The following is a 19,688-nucleotide window of genomic DNA, read 5'->3' on the forward strand; positions in this document are numbered from 1 at the left end:
TTGATGTCCCTCCCCAAAGCCGAACTGCACCTTCACATCGAAGGCACCCTTGAACCGGAACTCGCCTTCGAGCTCGCCGCGCGCAACGCCGTCACGCTGCCGTACGCCGACACGGACGAGCTGCGCGAGGCCTACCGCTTCGAGGACCTGCAGTCCTTCCTGAACCTGTACTACGAGCTCATGGCCGTCCTGCGCACCGAGCGGGACTTCGAGGACCTGGCGAACGCCTATCTCGCCCGGGCCGCCGCGCAGGGCGTGCGGCACGCGGAGATCTTCTTCGACCCACAGGCCCACACCAGCCGCGGGCTGGACATCGGCACGGTCGTCGAGGGGTTGTGGCGGGCGCTCGGGAGCAGCGAGGCGAATCACGGTGTCTCCACCCGGCTGATTTTGTGCTTCCTGCGTGACGAGTCCGCCGAGTCGGCCCTGGCCACGCTGGACGCGGCCAAGCCGTACCTGGACCGGATCACCGGCGTCGGCCTCGACTCCGCCGAGGTCGGGCATCCGCCCGTGAAGTTCCGCGAGGTCTACGAGGCCGCCGCCGCGCTCGGCCTGCGGCGGGTCGCCCACGCCGGCGAGGAGGGCCCGCCGGAGTACATCACCGAGGCGCTGGACCTCCTCGGCGTCGAGCGGGTCGACCACGGGCTGCGCTGCGTGGAGGACCCGGCGCTGGTGGAGCGGCTGGTGCGCGACCGGGTGCCGCTGACGCTGTGCCCGCTGTCCAACGTCCGGCTGCGCACGGTCGACACCCTCGCCGACCATCCCCTGCCCGCCATGCTGGACGCGGGCCTCATGTGCACGGTCAACTCCGACGACCCGGCCTACTTCGGCGGCTACGCCGGTGACAACTTCGACGCCGTGGGCGCCACCCTCGGCCTCACCGAGGAGCAGCTGCGGGAGCTTGCCCGCAACTCCTTCCTCGCCTCCTTCCTGGAGGACGACGAGGAGCTGCGGGCCCGGTATCTCGCCGAGGTGGAGGCCTACGCGTTCCAGCGGAACCCGTAGGGCCTCAGAAGACCTCCGACCCCGCCTTGTCGTAGTCGCGCTGGGCGGGGGCGGCGGCGGCCTCGACGGGGATCTCCACCACCGGCTGCTCCGGGGCACCGATCTCGGGGACCGCGCCGGTGGGGGTGCCGGTGGCGGCGGCGACCAGGGCGGCCGGGTGGCCGCCGCGGCGGCGGATCGCGCCGGGCAGCAGCGGACGTCCGCCGGTGTGCAGGGCGACGGCGGTCATCGGCAGGGAGATCACCAGCAGCCCCGCGCCGAGGACCGCGCCCATGACCGGGAACCCGGCCTGCGCCGACAGCACACTGCCGGTCAGCGGTCCGGCGGCCGTGCCCAGCGAGGATGCCGAGCCGACCAGCACCGCCCAGCGGCCGCGCGGGTCGAGCGAGGCGGCGAGCCCGATGAGGTACGACAGCACCACCGGGTAGAGCGTGTTCCAGGCGATCTCGCCGGCCGCGAAGCTCCCGAGGTCGGTCGCCGAGGCGCTGAGCGCGATGCAGGCAGCGATGAGGACCGTGCCGCCGCCGATGGGAAGGGCCCGTCCGAGGCGGGCCCCGAGGGCGCCGGCCGCGAGGACTCCGGCCAGGCCGGCGCCCAGTCCGAGGGCGAACACGACGCCGACGGTGGCCTCGCCGAGGTGTGCCTGCTCCAGGCCGATGCGTCCGCTGACGCCCCACAGGGAGTTCTGGGCGAGCGACCAGCACACCATGGCGGCGGCCAGCAGCAGCCCCGAACGGGTGTGTGGCAGCCGGGCCTTGCCATGCCGGGTGGGCGTGACGGGCGTGCCGGCGGGGAGGCGGCCGGTGAGGGGCCAGACCGCCAGGGCCGTGAGGGCGATCGCGGCCAGCGGCAGGCCGTGCCCCGGGCCGAGGTGCGGCACCGTCAGATACACGGCGCCCGCGAGGGCCGAGACGGTGAGCAGCCCGGCCGTTGAGGCCCGGTGTGGATCCTTCTGACCGGCGATGAGCGTGGCGGCGACGGTGGTGGCCGTGCCGGAGCCGAACCCGCCGATCATCGCGCCGGCGATGACTGCGGGGATCGCGGTGGTCAGGGCCGCTCCGCCGTAGCCCAGCAGGGCCAGGGCGAGACCGAGCCGGGCGAGGGTGCGGGCTCCGGCCCGTTCGACCCGGGAGGCCAGGGCGAATCCGGCGGCGGCCGAACTCAGCAGCAGGGCGCTGCCGACGGCGCCGGCCTGCGTGGCGGAGAGCGGAAGGTCCGAGTCGAGTCTGCCGACGGTGGTGGGCAGTAGATACGGAGCGAGGTACCCGGCCGTGAAAAGGGCGACGAGGGGCCAGGGAGTGGTGCGGGGGGCGAACACGGGCGTTCCCAGGGCGTGCGAAAGGAGCGGGGGAAATGGGGGGGGTTGGGCGACGACCGTCGACGGACAGGAACGCGCGAGCAATTTGTATCAAGCACGTAGTCGGACAAGGGAACCCTGGGCGTGTGATCTGGAGCACGTTGTGTTTGGGGTGGTGAAGCCCGGGTACACGAGCGCCCTTCGTCAGGCGTCGACGGCGCTTTCGCTAACGCCAGTGCACCGATCCGGGTCCCGCCGGAACGGTCGCCTCGGCCTTCGCCCGGATCTCCCGCATCACGGCGACGATCCGCTCCTCGTGTGCGGGCGTGAGCCGGGCGACCGGCACCGAGCAGCTGATCGCGTCCAGCGCGGGGGTGTCGTAGTGCAGCGCGAACCCGAAGCCGACGATGCCGGTCACGCCCTCCTCGCGGTCCACGGACCAGCCGCGGGACCGGATCTCCGCGAGGTCGGCCGCCAGGGACGCCCTGCTCGTGTGGGAGTTGGGGGTCAGCGCCTCGTACGGCCCCTCGGGCAGCTCGCCGTCCGGGCGTTCCGCCAGCAGGGCCTTGCCCAGGGCGCCGACGTGCGCGGGCAGGCGCCGCCCCACCCGGCTGATCGTCCGCAGGTACTCGTGCGATTCACGCGTGGCCAGATACGCCACGTCCCGGCCGTCCAGCCGGCCCATGTGGATGGTCTCGCCGAGCGCCTCGGACGCCTCGTCGAGGTACGGCCGTACGGCCCGGACCCGCGGGTCGGAGTCGAGGTAGCTGGTACCGGTGAGCAGGGCGTGGATGCCGATGCCGTACAGGGATCCGGTGACGTCGGTGCGAACCCAGCCGCGCGAGATGAGGGTCTGCAGCAGCGCGTACATCGAGCTGCGCGGCACACCGAGTGCGTCGGCCAGCTCCTGGAGCCGGGCCGGACGGTCGGCGCGGGCGGCGAGGAGCTCCAGCAGCTCGACCGTGCGCGCCGCGGACTTCACCTCGCGGACGCCCCCTGTGTCTGACATGCACCGATGGTAATCGGGCCGCCCAGGCGGTTGACGTTCGCATACTCAACCTCCATTCTCATACATGGATCACGTCTGCATGAGGAGATGACTGGTGATGACCGTGAGCGCTGGACCGGTGGCGGTCGCGCGGCGGCTGCGGGAGGGGATGGCGGGCGGCGTGCTGTCGTTCCCGCTGACCGGCTTCCGTGACGACGGCACCCTCGACCCGGACGGCTTCCGCGCCTACGTCGCGCAGCGGCTCGCCGCCGCCCCCGGCGCCGTCTTCCCGGCCTGCGGCACCGGCGAGTTCTTCTCGCTCGACGAGGACGAGTACCGGCAGGTCGTCACCATCACCGTCGAGGAGGCGGCGGGGCTGGTCCCCGTGGTCGCCGGCACCGGCTACGGCTGGGCGCAGGCCGTCCGGTTCGCGCGCATCGCCGAGGACGCCGGCGCCGACGCGCTCCTGGTGCTGCCGCACTACCTCGTCGCCGCCCCGCAGGACGGACTGGTCGCCCAGCTGGAGCAGATCGCCGCCCGCACCCCGCTGCCCCTCATCGCCTACCAGCGCGGCCAGGTCGCCTTCACCGCCGACTCGCTCCGCCGCATCGCCGCCCTGCCGAACGTCATCGGCCTCAAGGACGGCCACAGCGACCTCGACCGGCTGCAGCGCCTCACACTGGCCGCGCCCGAGGACTTCCTGTTCTTCAACGGGGCCTCCACCGCCGAGATCCAGGCCCGCGCCTATGCCACCGTCGGCGTCCCCGCCTACTCCTCCGCCGTCCATGCCTTCGCCCCCGAGATCGCCGGGGCTTTCTTCACCGCCCTGCGCGACGGCGACCACGGCACCGTCGACAAGCTGCTGCGCGGCTTCTACGTCCCGCTCGTCGAACTCCGCGACCGCGTCCCCGGGTACGCCGTGTCGCTGGTCAAGGCGGCGGCCCGGCTGCGCGGCCACTCCGTGGGTCCGGTACGCGCCCCGCTCACCGACCCCTCGCCCGCCGACCTGGCCGCCCTCACCGCCGTCCTCACCGCCGGACTCGACCTCGTGGGAGCCACCCTGTGAACCTCACGATCGCGGACGTCCGCCTGACGCCGATCCTGGTCGCGGACCCGCCGCTGCTGAACACCCAGGGCGTGCACCAGCCGTACACGCCCCGGCTGATCGTCGAGGTCGTCACGGCGGACGGGATCACCGGCGTGGGCGAGACCTACGGCGACGCCAAGTACCTGGAGCTGGCCCGGCCCTTCGCCGAGCGGCTGAAGGGACGCCAGGTCAGCGATCTCAACGGCCTGTTCACGGTCGCGGACCAGGTCGCGGTGGACGCCTCCCGCGTGGAGAACGCCGTGGACGTCGGCGGGCTGCGCGGTGTCCAGACCGCCGACAAGCTGCGGCTGTCCGTCGTCTCCGGCTTCGAGGTCGCCTGCCTCGACGCCCTCGGCAAGGCGCTCGGACTCCCCGTGCACGCACTGCTCGGCGGCAAGGTCCGCGACGCCGTCGAGTACAGCGCCTACCTGTTCTACAAGTGGGCCGCCCACCCCGAGGGCGTGCCGGCCGAGAAGGACGACTGGGGTGCCGCCGTCGACCCGGCGGGAGTGGTGGAGCAGGCCCGCCGCTTCACAGAGCGGTACGGCTTCACCTCCTTCAAGCTCAAGGGCGGCGTCTTCCCGCCCGACGAGGAGATCGCGGCCGTACGGGCGCTCGCCGAGGCCTTCCCGGGACACCCGCTGCGGCTCGATCCGAACGGCGCCTGGTCCGTGGAGACGTCCGTGCAGGTGGCCCGGGAGCTCGGCGAGGTACTCGAGTACCTGGAGGACCCGGCGCTCGGCACGCCCGCCATGGCCGAGGTCGCCGAGCGGACCGGGGTGCCGCTCGCCACGAACATGTGCGTGACGACCTTCGCCGAGATCCAGGAGGCGTTCACCCGGGGTGCCGTCCAGGTCGTGCTCTCCGACCACCACTACTGGGGCGGACTGCGCAACACCCAGCAGCTCGCCGCCGTCTGCCGCACCTTCGGCGTCGGAGTGTCGATGCACTCCAACACCCACCTCGGCATCTCGCTCGCCGCGATGACCCACGTGGCCGCCACCGTCCCGGACCTCCACCACGCCTGCGACTCCCACTACCCCTGGCAGTCCGAGGACGTCCTCACCGAGCGGCTCACCTTCGAGAGCGGCAAGGTCGCCGTGTCCGACGCGCCCGGCCTCGGCGTGGAGCTCGACCGCGAGCGGCTGGCCGCCCTGCACCGGCGGTGGCTGGACGACGACGGCGCTCTGCGGGACCGCGACGACGCGGCGGCCATGCGGATCGCCGACCCGGAGTGGGTGACACCCGCGATGCCCCGCTGGTAGCGCCCGCCCGTCCCGGGCGGGGTGCGCGAGGGCCCGGCGCGGGCTGACGGGACCGGTGGGCCCGGCGTGATCGGCGTCACCTTGTCGGTGATGTGGTGCAGACTGGCTGGATCCGCACCACGTCAGGGAGCGCATCGTGATCGCGTCCACCGCCCCGGCCGGAAAGGGACCGGCCGGAAAGGGATCGCACCGCCAGAGCCAGGTCGATCCCCTCGCCCCTCTGCGCACACCGGACGACCCGCCCTGGGACGTCTACCTCACCGGCACCGTCTTCCTGGACATCATCTTCACCGGCCTCGACTCCGCCCCGGTGCGCGGGACGGAGTCCTGGGCGCGCGGGATGGGGTCGAGCCCCGGCGGCGTCGCCAACATGGCGACCGCCCTGGCCCGCCTGGGCCTGCGCACGTCCCTCGCGGCGGCCTTCGGCGACGACCACTACGGCGACTACTGCTGGGACGCCCTGGAGCACGGCGAGGGCATCGACCTCTCCCCGTCGCGCACGGTGCCCGGCTGGCACTCCCCGGTGACCGTCTCCATGGCCTACGAGGGCGAGCGCACGATGGTCTCGCACGGCCACGAGCCGCCCCACGAGGAGCCCGCGCCCGCCTGCCCGCCCCGCGCGCGTGCCGCCGTCGCCTCCCTCGCGCCCGGCGTGAGCGCGCCCTGGATCGCCCAGGCCGCGAGCAACGGCACCCGGGTGTTCGGCGACGTCGGCTGGGACGACACGGGGGCGTGGGATCTGGCGGCGCTGACCGACCTGCGGCACTGCGAGGCGTTCCTGCCGAACGCTCAGGAGGCCATGCGGTACACGGGCGCGGACTGTCCGCGGACGGCGGCGCACGCGCTGACCGAGTACGTGCCGCTCGCGGTGGTCACGCTCGGGGCGGACGGGGCGTACGCGGTGGACCGGCGCACGGGGGAGACGGCGGAGGTGCCGGCGATCGAGGTCGAGGCGCTCGATCCGACCGGGGCGGGGGACGTGTTCGTCGCCGGGTTCGTGGCCGGGACGCTGGCGGACTGGCCGCTGGCCGACCGGCTGGCCTTCGCCGGGCTGACGGCGGCGCTGTCGGTGCAGGAGTTCGGGGGGTCCCTGTCGGCGCCGGGGTGGTCGGAGATCGCGGCGTGGTGGCGCAGGGTGCAGTCGGTGGAGGGGCAGTCGGCGGTGGCATTGGAGAGGTACGGGTTCCTGGCGGGCCTGGTCTCCGAGGAGTTGGTCAGACCCTGGCCGTTGCGGCGTGCGGTACCCACGATCGGCTTTCGGCGCTCGGCGTGACGCCCTGGCCGCCCAGGGGGCTCCGCCCCCCGGACCCCCGGCCTGTGCCCATCCGCGACCCGCATCACTCGGCCAGGAGCCGCTGTCGCCCGCGAAGCTGCCGGCCGGGAAGGGCCGCGCCCCGAATCGCCCGGTCGAGAACCGCTGTCGCCCCCGGTTGCAAACCCCACCCCCAAAACCCCTACGGCGTTGTCACTCCACCGTCGTACCCTGGGAGTCGCGAGGCCGCCCTCAGCTGTGCGGCCGTGACGAGGAGGAACCGCAGGCCTTCAGCGCCGGCCCATGACTCAGACACCCACAGCTCACACCCCCGCGCAGGAGCAGGCGAGAGCGCAGCTCACCGTCCCCGCCCAGCACCCCATGGTGACCGTTCTGGGGTCCGGCGACTCCCTCCTGCGCGTGATCGAGAAGGCCTTCCCGGCGGCCGACATCCACGTCCGGGGCAACGAGATCAGCGCGACCGGCGACCCGAAGGACGTCGCCCTCATTTCGCGCGTGTTCGACGAGATGATGCTGGTGCTCCGCACCGGGCAGCCGATGACGGAGGACGCAGTGGAACGCTCGATCGCCATGCTGAAGGCGAGCGACAACGGCGAGAGCGACGGCCAGGAGACACCCGCCGAGGTGCTCACGCAGAACATCCTGTCCTCGCGCGGCCGCACGATCCGTCCCAAGACGCTCAACCAGAAGCGCTACGTCGACGCGATCGACAAGCACACGATCGTCTTCGGCATCGGCCCGGCGGGCACCGGCAAGACGTACCTGGCGATGGCCAAGGCGGTGCAGGCCCTGCAGTCCAAGCAGGTCAACCGCATCATCCTGACCCGCCCCGCGGTCGAGGCCGGAGAGCGGCTCGGCTTCCTCCCGGGCACCCTCTACGAGAAGATCGACCCCTACCTGCGCCCGCTCTACGACGCGCTGCACGACATGCTCGACCCGGACTCGATCCCGCGCCTGATGGCGGCGGGCACGATCGAGGTGGCGCCGCTGGCGTACATGCGCGGCCGTACGCTCAACGACGCCTTCATCATCCTGGACGAGGCCCAGAACACGAGCCCCGAGCAGATGAAGATGTTCCTCACCCGCCTCGGCTTCGAGTCGAAGATCGTGATCACGGGTGACGTGACGCAGGTCGACCTTCCCGACGGGACGAAGAGCGGTCTGCGCCAGGTGCAGGACATCCTGGACGGCGTCGACGACGTCCACTTCTCCCGCCTGTCGTCCCAGGACGTCGTCCGGCACAAGCTGGTGGGCCGTATCGTCGACGCGTACGAGAAGTACGACACCACGCACGGCACCCAGAACGGCGCGCACAAGAGCCGCGGCAAGTCCGGGCACAAGGGGAAGTAGACACACACAGCACCATGTCGATCGACGTCAACAACGAGTCCGGCACCGAGGTCGACGAGCAGGCGATCCTCGACATCGCCCGTTACGCGCTCGCTCGGATGCGCATCCACCCGCTCTCCGAGCTCTCGGTGATCGTCGTGGACGCCGACGCCATGGAGCAGCTCCACATCCAGTGGATGGACCTCCCGGGTCCGACGGATGTCATGTCCTTCCCCATGGACGAGCTGCGCCCGCCGTCCAAGGACGACGACGAGCCGCCGCAGGGTCTGCTCGGCGACATCGTGCTGTGCCCGGAGGTCGCCGAGAAGCAGGGCAAGGAAGCCGACACGCAGCACTCCATGGACGAGGAGCTCCAGCTGCTCACCGTTCACGGCGTGCTGCACCTGCTGGGCTACGACCACGAGGAGCCGGACGAGAAGGCCGAGATGTTCGGCCTCCAGGCGGCCATCGTGGACGGCTGGCGCGCGGAGCGGGGCCTGACCGGCCCGTCCCCGGCGCCGACGGTCTCGTAGCGCCGCCGATGAGTCCGCAACTCGCCCTGGGGGCGGTCGCCCTGGTCGTCGTGGCCTGGCTCGCCGCCTGCGCGGAGGCGGGTCTCGCGCGCGTCTCCAGCTTCCGCGCCGAGGAGGCCGTGCGCTCCGGCCGCCGGGGCAGCGCCAAGCTCTCCCAGGTGGCCGCCGACCCGACCCGCTACCTCAATGTGGCGCTGCTGGTGCGCGTCGCCTGCGAGATGGCCGCCGCCGCGCTGATCACGTACGGCTGCCTGATGGAGTTCGACAACACGACCGAGGCCCTCCTGATCGCCATCGCGGTCATGGTCCTCGTGTCGTACGTCGCCGTCGGCGTCTCCCCGCGCACCATCGGCCGCCAGCACCCGCTGAACACCGCGACGGTCTCGGCCTACGTCCTGGTGCCGCTGGCCCGGATCATGGGCCCGGTCCCGTCGCTGCTGATCCTCATCGGCAACGCGCTCACGCCCGGCAGGGGCTTCCGCCGCGGCCCGTTCGCCTCCGAGGCGGAACTGCGGGCGCTGGTCGACCTCGCCGAGAAGGAGTCCCTCATCGAGGACGAGGAGCGCCGCATGGTGCACTCGGTCTTCGAACTGGGCGACACCCTCGTCCGCGAGGTCATGGTCCCGCGCACGGACCTGGTGGTCATCGAGCGTTTCAAGACCATCCGCCAGGCCCTCACCCTCGCCCTGCGCTCCGGCTTCTCGCGCATCCCCGTGACCGGGGAGAGCGAGGACGACATCGTCGGGATCGTGTATCTGAAGGACCTCGTCCGCAAGACGCACATCAGCCGCGACGCCGAGTCCGAGCAGGTGTCCACGACCATGCGCCCGGCGTTCTTCGTGCCCGACACCAAGAACGCCGGCGACCTGCTGCGCGAGATGCAGAAGGAACGCAACCACGTCGCCGTCGTCATCGACGAGTACGGCGGCACGGCCGGCATCGTCACCATCGAGGACATCCTCGAGGAGATCGTCGGCGAGATCACCGACGAGTACGACCGTGAACTGCCGCCGGTCGAGGAGCTCGGCAAGGACCGCTTCCGCGTCACGGCCCGCCTCGACATCGGCGACCTGGGCGAGCTGTACGGCCTCGAGGAGTACGACGACGAGGACGTCGAGACGGTCGGCGGCCTGCTGGCCAAGGCGCTGGGCCGCGTCCCCATCGCGGGTGCCTCGTCCGTCGTGGACCTGCCCGACGGCCGGGAGCTGCGCCTGACCGCGGAGGCCGCCGCCGGGCGCCGGAACAAGATCGTGACAGTGCTCGCGGAGCCGGCGGGCCGGCCGGACCCGCCGGAGGAGGAGAAGCCGGAATGACCCCGCAGGACCTGCGCGCGTTCTGCCTGTCCTTCAACGCGGCGGTGGAGGACTTCCCGTTCAGTCCGGAGATCTCGGTCTTCAAGGTGCAGGGCAAGCTGTTCGCCCTGTCGCACCTCGACGCGCGCCCGCTGAAGGCCAACCTCAAGTGCGACCCGGAGGAGGCGATCCGCCTGCGCCGCGAGCACGAGGGGCTGATCGTGCCGGGCTGGCACATGAACAAGCGGCACTGGAACACGGTCACCGTCGACGGCGACCTCCCGGACCGGCTGGTCAGGGAGCTCATCGAGGACTCGTACGACCTGGTCGTCGCGGGCCTGCCCCGAGCGGACCGCCTCCGCCTCGACCGCTCCTGACGCTTCCGTATGCTCGGATCATGACCGACAGCAGCGCGCTCGACCCCGAGGACCGCAAGATCGTCACCCTGGCCCGTTCCGCGCGGGCCCGCAACGGCGTGCCCGAGGGCGCGGCCGTACGGGACGAGACCGGACGCACCTATGTCGCGGGCACCGTGGCCCTCGACTCCCTGAAACTCAGTGCCCTGCAGACGGCGGTGGCGATGGCGGTGGCCTCGGGCGCGACGTCCCTGGAGGCGGCGGCGGTCGTGACCGAGGCGGAGACCGCGTCCGCGGAGGACCGGGCGGCGGTACGGGATCTCGGCAACGCCGGGACGCCGGTACTGGTGGCCGGGCCCGACGGGACGGTCCGCGTCACCCTGACCGCCGGCTGAACATCGGTGTAACCGCCGGTAATTAGGCCAGTTTTCAACCTTGCCGCCCCCTGCCTCACGCGCATCAATGGAACCGTAAATTCCGACGGACCGTCAGGTTCGGCTCTCGCGCAGCGTGTCCGCACCCACCTGCCGAGCGGTCCCCCCACACGGAAACGGAGCCGGAATCCCATGAGATGCAAGCGAATCGGAGCAGGTGCCGCACTGGCGGCCGGGGCCCTCGCGGTCACCGGGCTCGCCTTCGCCCCCGCAGCCCTCGCCGTCACCCCCCAGACAGCGACGATCAGCGCGGACTGCGGCACCTTCGGCAGTGGCGAGGCCACCCTCACGGCCACGCAGGACGGCACCGCCGCCACCCTCACCGTCAAGTCCGCCGCGATCACGGCGCCCATCGCGCTGGGAGAGGACTCGATCTCGTCCACCCTCACCCTGGTGAAGAGCGGCGGCGGCACCGTCGACTTCACCGGCACGGAGAACCCGGCGATGGCCGCCGGCGCGCCCGTCGAGGTCGGTCCCCTCAGCGGCACCGTGGCCTCCGGCGACAGCCTGGAGGCCTTCGGCGGCTCGCTGAGGATGACCGTCTTCGGTATCACCATCACCTGCACGGCGACCGGGCCGCAGTCACCGGGCCCGTTCGTGTTCGACTGAGAACGAAGGCGGCGCGGCCCCGGTGTCAGAGCGCGTCGGGGCCGCGCTCGCCCGTCCGCACCCGCACGACCGTGTCGACGGGCAGCGCCCACACCTTGCCGTCGCCGATCTTGCCGGTGTGCGCGGCCTTCACGACCGCGTCGATGACGGCCTCGGCGTCCGCGTCCTCCACGACGACCTCGATCCGGACCTTGGGCACGAGGTCGACCTGGTACTCGGCGCCGCGGTACACCTCGGTGTGGCCGCGCTGCCGGCCGTAGCCGCTGGCCTCGCTGACGGTCAGGCCGTGCACTCCGAGGTCCCGCAGGGCGTTCTTGACCTCGTCGAGTCGGAACGGCTTGACGATCGCGGTGATGAGCTTCATGCCTGGGTGGTGACCTTCTGCGCGGGGGAGACGACGGAGGAGGAGACCGGGGCGCCGTGGCCCAGGACCCCGTGATCGTAGGCCGTCTCGGCGTGCACCGTAAGGTCCAGACCGGTCTGCTCCTGCTCCTCACTGGCGCGCAGGCCCATCGTGGCGTCGATCAGCCTGCCGATGCCGTACGTCACGCCGAACGCGTACACCGCCACCACGACCACGGCGAGCAGCTGCTTGCCGAGCTGGCCGAGGCCGCCGCCGTACAGGAGGCCCTCGGCGCCGCCGGTCATCGACTCGACGGCGAAGACGCCGATGAGGAGCGTGCCGATGACCCCGCCGACCAGGTGGACACCGACGACGTCCAGGGAGTCGTCGTAGTTCAGCTTGAACTTCCAGCTGACGGCGTACGAGCAGACGACGCCGGCGGCGAGGCCGACGACCAGGGCGCCGAGCAGCGAGACGGATCCGCAGGACGGGGTGATGGCGACCAGGCCCGCGACCGCGCCGGACGCGGCGCCGAGGGTCGTGGGGTGGCCGTCGCGCTTCTGCTCCACGAAGAGCCAGCCGAGCAGGCCGGTGCAGCCCGCGGCGAGGGTGTTGAGGAACGCGGCGGCCGCGAGACCGTTGGCGCCGAGCGCGGAGCCGGCGTTGAAGCCGAACCAGCCGAACCAGAGCAGACCGGCGCCCAGCATCACCATGGGCAGGTTGTGCGGGCGCATGGCGTCCTTCTTGAAGCCCATGCGCGGGCCCAGGACCAGGCACAATGCCAGCCCAGAGGCGCCGGAGACGATCTCCACGGGCAGCCCGCCGGCGAAGTCCAGGGCCCCCAGCCTCTCCAGGATCCAGCCGCCCGGGCCCCACACCCAGTGCGCGACCGGGACGTATACGAGCAGCGCCCACACCGGCACGAAGACCAGCCACGCCCCGAACTTCGCCCGGTCGGCGACCGCGCCGCTGACCAGCGCGGCCGTGACGATCGCGAAGGTGAGCTGGAAGGTGGCGAAGAGGAGGGTGGGGACCGTGCCCTGGACGCTGTCCGGGCCGAGGCCGCTCATCCCGGCGTGGTCGAGGCCGCCGATGAGACCCCCGGCCGCGTCCTCGCCGAAGGCCAGGGAGTAGCCGGCGGCCAGCCACACCACCGTGACGAGGGCGATCGACACGAAGCTCATCATCAGCATGTTGAGCACGCTCTTCGTGCGGACCATGCCGCCGTAGAACAGGGCCAGGCCCGGGGTCATCAGCAGGACGAGGGCGGTGGCGGCGAGCAGCCAGGCGGTGTCGCCGGTGTCGGCGGTTGCGGCGGCCAGAGGCACGGTGTCTCCAACGGGTGGGGGCTCCGGGGGCTCGTCAGAGGTTCACCGGCCCGCGTTTCCGGTCGCGTACGGGTGTGTTTCCGTGACGTTTCGTTGCGTAAGGGTTTCCGGAAGCTCACGAGGCACGTCCGGTGCAGGAGGGCTTCGTGGATCAGGGACAATGGGCGCCATGAGCGTTCGTACCCAGTCATCCGAAGAGCCGGCCGGAGCTGTCCACAGGGCCGGCTTCGCCTGCTTCGTGGGCCGTCCCAACGCGGGCAAGTCCACCCTCACGAATGCTCTGGTCGGCCAGAAGGTGGCGATCACGGCGAACCAGCCGCAGACGACGCGGCACACCGTGCGGGGCATCGTGCACCGCCCGGACGCCCAGCTGATCCTGGTCGACACCCCGGGGCTGCACAAGCCGCGCACGCTGCTGGGTGAGCGGCTCAACGACGTCGTGCGCACGACGTGGGCCGAGGTCGACGTGATCGGCTTCTGTCTGCCGGCGAACGAGAAGCTCGGTCCCGGTGACCGCTTCATCGCGAAGGAGCTGGCGTCCATCAAGAAGACGCCCAAGATCGCGATCGTCACCAAGACCGACCTCGTGGACAGCAAGGTGCTCGCCGAGCAGCTGATCGCCATCGATCAGCTCGGCAAGGAGCTGGGCTTCGAGTGGGCCGAGATCGTGCCGGTCTCGGCCGTCGCCGACAAGCAGGTGGGCCTGCTGGCCGATCTGCTCGTCCCGCTCCTCCCGGAGGGCCCCGCCCTCTACCCCGAGGGCGACCTGACCGACGAGCCCGAGCAGGTCATGATCGCGGAGCTGATCCGCGAGGCCGCGCTGGAGGGCGTCCGTGACGAACTGCCGCACTCCATCGCGGTCGTCGTCGAGGAGATGCTGCCGCGCGAGGACCGCCCCGCCGACAAGCCCCTCCTCGACATCCACGCCTTCGTCTACATCGAGCGCCCCAGCCAGAAGGGCATCATCATCGGCCCCAAGGGCAAGCGCCTGAAGGAGGTCGGCATCAAGTCCCGCAAGCAGATCGAGGCACTGCTGGGCACACCGGTCTTCCTGGACCTGCACGTGAAGGTCGCCAAGGACTGGCAGCGGGATCCGCGGCAGTTGCGCAAGCTGGGGTTCTGAGGTCCCTCAGCGCGTCACAGCGGCCTTCCGAGGCTCGCCCACACCGCGTTGCCGCCCGTGAGGGTCGAGCGGGTGATGCCCCAGCTGTCGGCTATCTCCCGTACGAGCAGCAGGCCGCGGCCGTTCTCGTCGTCGGGGCCGGGGCAGCGGTCGGGGATGCCGCGGCCCGTGAGGTCGCCGTCGTGGACCTCCAGCCGGAAGCGCGCGTCCGCCATCCGCTGCACACCGCACAGGATCCGTTCGCTGAGGGTGTGCAGCACGGCGTTGGTCACGAGCTCGGACACGAGCAGCACGGCGTTCGCGCACACGTCCTCGGGTATCTGCCACGAGGCCAGCCGCGCGCGCATGGCGTGACGGGCGACTCTGACACTCGTCCGCTGCGGCGGCAGCTCCAGCCAGTCGGTGCGGTCCGGGCGCACCGCGTCCGGGAACCGGGGGGTGGATGTCGTGTGGGGGGACACGGCGATCGCCTTCCGTGGGGGGTGGGCGCAGTCAAGGAAGGGGCGAGCGGGCAACGGGCGGCCGGATGGGGGGTTGGTGCTTCCGGAACCCTGGTCACACAAGTAACTATGCTCGCAGAGCAGTTCACGCTGCAACCATCTCCCTGATAATTTCAGAAGGACGGTATCGCCCGGGCCGAGCGATCTGGTGAAACGCTCAAGTCCCCGCAGAGTCAGCGGCGATGACGACCCCTCAGGAGGCACGGCGTGAACGACGCGCGATCAGGCACCGGCGCCGGCGCCCCCACCGTGCTGCGCATGATCCTGGGCCGCCGGCTCCAGGAGGCCCGGCAGGGCGCGGGCCTGTCCCTCGACGACGCGGCCAAGGCCCTGCGCGTCACTCCGCTGACCGTCCGCCGCCTGGAGAAGGCCGAGGTCGGCCTGAAGATCCTCTACGTCGAGAAGCTGCTGGAGACCTACGGGGCGGGCCGGCAGGAGATCGACGAGTTCGTCACCCTGGCCGAGCGCGCCAACGCGCCCGGCTGGTGGCACCCGTACCGCGACGTGATGCCGTCCTGGTTCACGGCCTACGTGAGCCTGGAGACCGGCGCGAGAACGCTGCGCACCTATGAGCCGCAGTACGTCACGGGCCTGCTCCAGACGCCCGGGTACGCGCGGGCCGTGCTCGGCGGCGGCTTCCCGAACGACGGCGACGACGACCTCGACCGGCGCGTGGAGCTGCGGCTGCGCCGCCAGAGCCTGCTCACGCGGCAGGACGCGCCCACGCTGTGGGTGGTGATGGAGGAGGCCGTGCTGCACCGGGTGGTCGGCGGCCCCGAGGTGATGCGGGAGCAGATCGACCGGCTCCTGGAGGCGTCCGAACTGGAGCACGTCAGCGTCGACATCGTGCCGTTCGGCGCGGGCGCCCACGTCGGGGCGTGCGCGCCGTTCACCTACTTCCGGTTCGAGGAGCGGGAGCTGCCCGACATCGTCTACAGCGAACTCCTCTCCGCCTCCGTCTACCTCGACCAGCGAGCGGACGTCGTGGCCCATCTGGAGGCGCACAACCGGCTGTCGCTGAAGACCTCGTCCGCGGACAGCAAGGCGCTGTTGAACCGCATGCGGAAGGAGTACTCATGACCGTCACCGAGGGTGCGGTGTACAACGGGATGCCCGCGTCGGACCTCGGCGAGCAGGGCTGGGAACGTCCGTGGAGCGGCCCCAACGGGGGCCAGTGCGTGGAGACGAAGCAGCTCGCCGACGGCCGCGTCGCCGTGCGCCAGTCGGCCGATCCCGCCGGCCCCGCACTGATCTACACGCCCGAGGAGATCACCGCGTTCGTCACGGGGGTCAAGCAGGGCCTGGCCGACCACCTGACGGCCCGCTGAACCCCCACCGGACCGACTCGCACCACCACCCCCCACCGAGAGGCACCCCCCCATGAGCACCTCGCAGGCCGCGCGGGACATCGACACCAGCAGGCCGCATTCTGCCCGCATGTACGACTACTACCTCGGCGGCAAGGACCACTTCGACGTCGACAAGCAGGCGGCCGAGCGGGTCGCCGAGGCCTACCCCGCCATCTTCGTGTGCGCCCGCGAGAACCGGGCCTTCATGCACCGCGCCACCCGGGTCCTCGCCCGTGAGCACGGCATCCGCCAGTGGCTGGACATAGGCACCGGCATCCCCACCGAGCCCAACCTGCACCAGGTCGCCCAGTCGGTGGTGCCCGACGCCCGGGTGGTCTACGCCGACAACGACCCGCTGGTCCTCAAGTACGCCGAGCGCCTGATGCGCAGCTCGCCCGAGGGCCGCACCACGTACATCGAGGCGGACGTCAACGACCCGCAGTCGCTGCTGAACGCGCCCGAGCTGGCCGAGATCCTGGACCTGGACCGCCCGGTCGCGCTGTCCCTCAACGCCCTGATGCACTTCGTCACGGACGCCCAGGACCCCTACGGCATCGTGCGCCGCCTGCTGGACGTGCTGCCCTCGGGCAGCGCCCTGGCGCTGAGCCACTGCACACCCGACTTCGACCCCGGGACCTGGCAGAAGGTCACCGACATCTACACCTCGGCCGGCACGCCGGTGCGGTTCCGCTCCCGGGAGGACGTCGCCCGCTTCTTCGACGGTCTGGACCTGCTGGAGCCGGGCGTCACGGTCGGCCACCGCTGGCGCCCGGACGCCGCCGGGGGCGACGCCCCGACGGACGCCGAGGTCAGCCTGTGGACCGGGGTGGGCATCAAGCCGTAGGACGCTGCGCCCTCAGCAGCTCCCGGTACCAGTGGTACGACGCCTTCGGGGTCCGCTCCTGGGTGGCGAAGTCGACGTGGACCAGGCCGAAGCGGCGTGCGTAGCCCTCCGCCCACTCGAAGTTGTCGAGCAGGGACCACACGAAGTAGCCGCGCACGTCGACGCCCGCCGCCATGGCCCGGTGCAGGGCCCGGACGTGGCCGTCCAGGTAGGCGACCCGGTCCTGGTCGTCGACGCCCGGGTACGCGCAGCCGTTCTCGGTGATGACGACGGGCGGGAGCCGGTCGCCGTAGTGGTCGCGGAAGGCGGTGAGGAGTTCGGTGAGGCCCTCGGGGACGACCGGCCAGCCGAAGTCCGTGACCGGGTGGCCCTCGATCTTCCGGACGGAGAAGGGCAGTTCGGCGGGCATGGTGACTCCGCCGAAATCGATCTCCGTACCCTGCGGGGCACCGACCCTGGTCGGGGCGTAGTAGTTGATCCCGTACCAGTCGAGCGGCTCGGCGATCACCTTCAGGTCTGCCTCGACGTCCCCGGGCATCAGCTCGCCGATGCCGTCCGGGTACCGGCCCAGCAGCAGCGGGTCGGCGAACAGCAGGTTCAGCAGCAGGTCGTAGAAGTCCGCCGCCTCCACGTCCGCCGCCTCGGTCGACGCCGCCCAGGTCGGGCCGTGCGAGTTGGCGACGCCGATGTCCGTGGCGCCCGAGGCGCGCAGGGCCCGTACGGCCAGGCCGTGGGCGAGCAACTGGTGGTGGGCGGCCGGCAGCGCGTCGAACAGCAGCCGCTTCCCCGGTGCGTGCACACCCAGGGCGTGGCCCAGCAGGGTGTGCTCGGCGGGCTCGTTCAGGGTGATCCACTTCGTCACACGGTCGCCCAGGCGGTCGGCCACGAGAGCCACGTACTCGGCGAAGCGCTCGGCGGTGTCCCGCTCCAGCCAGTCCAGGTCGGCCGGCAGGTCCCAGTGGAACAGCGTCGGCACCGGGCGGACGCCCGCCGCGCACAGGTCGTCCACCAGCCGGTCGTAGAAGTCCAGGCCCTTCCCGGAGCGCACCCGCGGCCAGGAGACCGAGAAGCGGTAGGCGTTCACGCCCAGGCCGGCCAGGAGTGCCACGTCCTCGCGGTGGCGGTGGACGTGGTCGCAGGCCACCGCCGCCGTCGAGCCGTCCTTCACCCGCCCCGGCGTGGCCGTGAAGGTGTCCCACACGGACGGCTCGCGCTCGTCCGCGGCGCCTTCGATCTGGTGCGCGGACGTCGAGACGCCCCAGAGGAAGCCGGCCGGGAAGCGGGGGATCGGGTTGCCTGCGTCAGTCGCCATGCGCTGGATCATCCGTACCGGCGGTAACGGAAGTCAACGGCCGGGCGGGAGCAGCTGTTACGCCCCTTCCTTCAGGACCCGCGAGATCAGCTTCCGCTGTTCCTCCGTCAGCCGGGGATCCGCGCAGTACACGGTCTTCCCGTCCACCGTGAGCTGGTAGCTGAACCCGTCCGGCACCCCGACCGGCGGCGTGCTCCGGCCGGCGGCGACCGCCCGCTCGGCCAGTGCGTGCCACTCGGGGGCATCGGGCCGGCCCGAGGTGTCCACCTCGGCATGCCGCTCGATGCCGGCGAACCCGCCCGTGCGCCTCACCTGAATCCGCATGGCACCTGTCTAGTACGGAACTACAGGGTCCGCACCCCGACCTGTTCCCACGCCTTCGACACGGCGTCCAGCTCCTCCCCGTCGCCGAACCGCTCCCGGGCGGCCTTGACGGTGAGCGTGGCGAAGTCGACGAACATCGCCTGCTGTGCGAGCTCACCGCCGGTCAGCACGTCGTACCAGACCTGTCCCGCGCGCTCCCAGGCGTGGCCGCCGAGGGCCGTGGCCGCGAGGTAGAAGGCGTGGTTCGGGATGCCCGAGTTGATGTGGACACCGCCGTTGTCGCGGCCGGTGCGCACGAAGTCGTCCATCGTCGCGGGCTGCGGGTCCTTGCCGAGGACGTCGTCGTCGTACGCCGTGCCCGGCTCCTTCATGGAGCGCAGCGCCGTGCCCGTCACCCTCGGGGCGAGCAGGCCCGCGCCGATCAGCCAGTCGGCCTCGGCGGCGGTCTGGCCGAGCGTGTACTGCTTGATCAGGGCGCCGAAGACGTCCGACAGGGACTCGTTGAGCGCGCCCGGCTGGCCGAAGTAGGTGAGGTTGGCCGTGTACTGCGTGACGCCGTGCGCGAGTTCGTGGCCGATGACGTCGATCGGGATGGTGAAGTCGAGGAAGATCTCGCCGTCTCCGTCGCCGAAGACCATCTGCTCGCCGTTCCAGAACGCGTTGTTGTAGTCACGGTCGTAATGCACGGTCGCGTTCAGCGGCAGGCCGCTGCCGTCGATGGAGTCGCGTCGGTACGCCCGCAGGAACAGCTCGAAGGTGGCGCCGAGACCCGCGTAGGCACGGTTGACGGTGGCGTCCTTGCCGGGCTTGTCGCCCTCGCCGCGGACCTTGTGGCCGGGCAGGCCGGTGCCGTGCCGGGCGTCGTGGATGGTGCGCTGCGGCTTGCCGTCGGCGGCCGCGGTGACGGCGGTCGCGCCGATGACCGTGGTGAGGCGGCGCTGGGTGCGCTCGTAGGCGTCGCGCTGCAGGGTGCGGCGGGCGGGACCGGCGAGCGCGGGGTCCTCGGCCTGGGCGAGCTTGTCGAGGACATGAGGCGGAACGATGGTGCAGAAGACGGGCTCGAAGCCCCCGTGAGTCGTCATGCCCGGCACCCTTGC

At 71.5% G+C, this 19,688-nt stretch carries 22 protein-coding genes; 14 read left to right on the top strand and 8 right to left on the bottom strand.

All coding sequences use genetic code 11. The annotated features are described in order from the left end of the window. The first annotated feature begins 3 nt into the window (after positions 1–3). Entirely contained in the window at positions 4–1,005 is a 1,002-nt protein-coding gene (locus IO24_RS0101725; RefSeq protein ID WP_031130994.1) for an adenosine deaminase, read from the top strand. Positions 1,006–1,009: 4 nt separating this feature from the next. Here IO24_RS0101725 and IO24_RS0101730 read toward each other — a convergent pair whose 3' ends face one another. Together IO24_RS0101730 and IO24_RS0101735 are read right to left on the bottom strand one after the other, a co-directional pair. Beyond that, a complete protein-coding gene (locus IO24_RS0101730) occupies positions 1,010–2,323 on the bottom strand; it encodes an MFS transporter (protein WP_031130995.1) in 1,314 nt (437 codons plus the stop codon). Positions 2,324–2,528: 205 nt separating this feature from the next. Then, positions 2,529–3,311 (bottom strand): IclR family transcriptional regulator, encoded by a 783-nt coding sequence (locus IO24_RS0101735; protein ID WP_031130996.1) that lies wholly within the window; start codon positions 3,309–3,311, stop codon positions 2,529–2,531. Between the two features lie 97 nt (positions 3,312–3,408). Between IO24_RS0101735 and IO24_RS0101740 the strand changes: the two genes are divergently transcribed. From IO24_RS0101740 to IO24_RS0101780, 9 genes are all read left to right on the top strand, one after another. Then, a complete protein-coding gene (locus tag IO24_RS0101740; RefSeq protein WP_031130998.1) occupies positions 3,409–4,356 on the top strand; it encodes a 5-dehydro-4-deoxyglucarate dehydratase in 948 nt (315 codons plus the stop codon). After that, positions 4,353–5,642, top strand: a complete 1,290-nt coding sequence (locus tag IO24_RS0101745) for a glucarate dehydratase family protein (RefSeq protein ID WP_031131000.1) — start codon at positions 4,353–4,355, stop codon at positions 5,640–5,642. Before IO24_RS0101740 ends, IO24_RS0101745 begins: the two co-directional genes overlap by 4 nt. A gap of 136 nt (positions 5,643–5,778) precedes the next feature. Then, positions 5,779–6,915, top strand: coding sequence for a carbohydrate kinase family protein (locus tag IO24_RS0101750; RefSeq protein WP_031131002.1), 1,137 nt, complete (start codon positions 5,779–5,781; stop codon positions 6,913–6,915). A gap of 282 nt (positions 6,916–7,197) precedes the next feature. Further along, entirely contained in the window at positions 7,198–8,265 is a 1,068-nt protein-coding gene (locus tag IO24_RS0101755; RefSeq protein WP_031131004.1) for a PhoH family protein, read from the top strand. A gap of 14 nt (positions 8,266–8,279) precedes the next feature. Continuing rightward, positions 8,280–8,777 carry an rRNA maturation RNase YbeY gene (gene ybeY / locus IO24_RS0101760; protein ID WP_010042065.1) on the top strand — a complete coding sequence of 166 codons (498 nt, stop codon included), beginning with the start codon at positions 8,280–8,282 and terminating at the stop codon, positions 8,775–8,777. An 8-nt stretch (positions 8,778–8,785) separates the two neighbouring features. Beyond that, a complete protein-coding gene (locus tag IO24_RS0101765) occupies positions 8,786–10,090 on the top strand; it encodes a hemolysin family protein (protein WP_031131007.1) in 1,305 nt (434 codons plus the stop codon). Continuing rightward, the gene (locus tag IO24_RS0101770) at positions 10,087–10,446 is read left to right on the top strand and encodes an MmcQ/YjbR family DNA-binding protein (protein WP_031131009.1); all 360 of its coding nucleotides are present in this window, start codon (positions 10,087–10,089) and stop codon (positions 10,444–10,446) included. Before IO24_RS0101765 ends, IO24_RS0101770 begins: the two co-directional genes overlap by 4 nt. 20 nt (positions 10,447–10,466) lie before the next feature. Continuing rightward, positions 10,467–10,820, top strand: a complete 354-nt coding sequence (locus tag IO24_RS0101775) for a cytidine deaminase (protein WP_031131011.1) — start codon at positions 10,467–10,469, stop codon at positions 10,818–10,820. A 171-nt stretch (positions 10,821–10,991) separates the two neighbouring features. Beyond that, positions 10,992–11,468, top strand: coding sequence for a hypothetical protein (locus IO24_RS0101780; protein ID WP_031131013.1), 477 nt, complete (start codon positions 10,992–10,994; stop codon positions 11,466–11,468). Between the two features lie 25 nt (positions 11,469–11,493). Here IO24_RS0101780 and IO24_RS0101785 read toward each other — a convergent pair whose 3' ends face one another. Together IO24_RS0101785 and IO24_RS0101790 are read right to left on the bottom strand one after the other, a co-directional pair. After that, on the bottom strand, positions 11,494–11,832 hold the full coding sequence (locus tag IO24_RS0101785; RefSeq protein ID WP_031131015.1) for a P-II family nitrogen regulator: 339 nt from the start codon (positions 11,830–11,832) through the stop codon (positions 11,494–11,496). Further along, positions 11,829–13,139 (bottom strand): ammonium transporter, encoded by a 1,311-nt coding sequence (locus tag IO24_RS0101790; protein WP_031131017.1) that lies wholly within the window; start codon positions 13,137–13,139, stop codon positions 11,829–11,831. Before IO24_RS0101790 ends, IO24_RS0101785 begins: the two co-directional genes overlap by 4 nt. 160 nt (positions 13,140–13,299) lie before the next feature. Between IO24_RS0101790 and era the strand changes: the two genes are divergently transcribed. Continuing rightward, positions 13,300–14,262: a GTPase Era gene (gene era / locus IO24_RS0101795; protein ID WP_031131019.1), complete on the top strand. Its 963-nt coding sequence runs from the start codon at positions 13,300–13,302 to the stop codon at positions 14,260–14,262. Between the two features lie 14 nt (positions 14,263–14,276). Here era and IO24_RS42570 read toward each other — a convergent pair whose 3' ends face one another. Beyond that, positions 14,277–14,723 carry an ATP-binding protein gene (locus IO24_RS42570; RefSeq protein WP_031131021.1) on the bottom strand — a complete coding sequence of 149 codons (447 nt, stop codon included), beginning with the start codon at positions 14,721–14,723 and terminating at the stop codon, positions 14,277–14,279. 246 nt (positions 14,724–14,969) lie between these two features. Between IO24_RS42570 and IO24_RS0101805 the strand changes: the two genes are divergently transcribed. Genes IO24_RS0101805 through IO24_RS0101815 form a run of 3 tightly spaced genes read left to right on the top strand, consistent with a single transcriptional unit; the run spans position 14,970 to position 16,955 of the window. After that, entirely contained in the window at positions 14,970–15,842 is an 873-nt protein-coding gene (locus IO24_RS0101805) for a helix-turn-helix domain-containing protein (protein WP_031131023.1), read from the top strand. Next, positions 15,839–16,090 (top strand): DUF397 domain-containing protein, encoded by a 252-nt coding sequence (locus IO24_RS0101810; protein WP_031131025.1) that lies wholly within the window; start codon positions 15,839–15,841, stop codon positions 16,088–16,090. The genes IO24_RS0101805 and IO24_RS0101810 overlap by 4 nt, the downstream gene beginning before the upstream one ends. 52 nt (positions 16,091–16,142) lie before the next feature. Further along, positions 16,143–16,955, top strand: a complete 813-nt coding sequence (locus IO24_RS0101815; RefSeq protein ID WP_031131027.1) for an SAM-dependent methyltransferase — start codon at positions 16,143–16,145, stop codon at positions 16,953–16,955. On the opposite strand, the gene IO24_RS0101820 is transcribed toward IO24_RS0101815, so the two are convergent. Genes IO24_RS0101820 through IO24_RS0101830 form a run of 3 tightly spaced genes read right to left on the bottom strand, consistent with a single transcriptional unit; the run spans position 16,945 to position 19,673 of the window. Next, positions 16,945–18,267 carry a GH1 family beta-glucosidase gene (locus tag IO24_RS0101820; protein WP_037667060.1) on the bottom strand — a complete coding sequence of 441 codons (1,323 nt, stop codon included), beginning with the start codon at positions 18,265–18,267 and terminating at the stop codon, positions 16,945–16,947. The two genes, IO24_RS0101815 and IO24_RS0101820, sit on opposite strands and share 11 nt — an antisense overlap. A gap of 57 nt (positions 18,268–18,324) precedes the next feature. After that, the gene (locus IO24_RS0101825) at positions 18,325–18,591 is read right to left on the bottom strand and encodes a protealysin inhibitor emfourin (protein WP_031131029.1); all 267 of its coding nucleotides are present in this window, start codon (positions 18,589–18,591) and stop codon (positions 18,325–18,327) included. Positions 18,592–18,611: 20 nt separating this feature from the next. After that, a complete protein-coding gene (locus tag IO24_RS0101830; protein ID WP_031131031.1) occupies positions 18,612–19,673 on the bottom strand; it encodes a M4 family metallopeptidase in 1,062 nt (353 codons plus the stop codon). Positions 19,674–19,688 lie beyond the last annotated feature (15 nt).

The sequence above is a fragment of the Streptomyces flavovariabilis genome (genome assembly GCF_000725785.1).
Taxonomy (GTDB): domain Bacteria; phylum Actinomycetota; class Actinomycetes; order Streptomycetales; family Streptomycetaceae; genus Streptomyces; species Streptomyces hawaiiensis.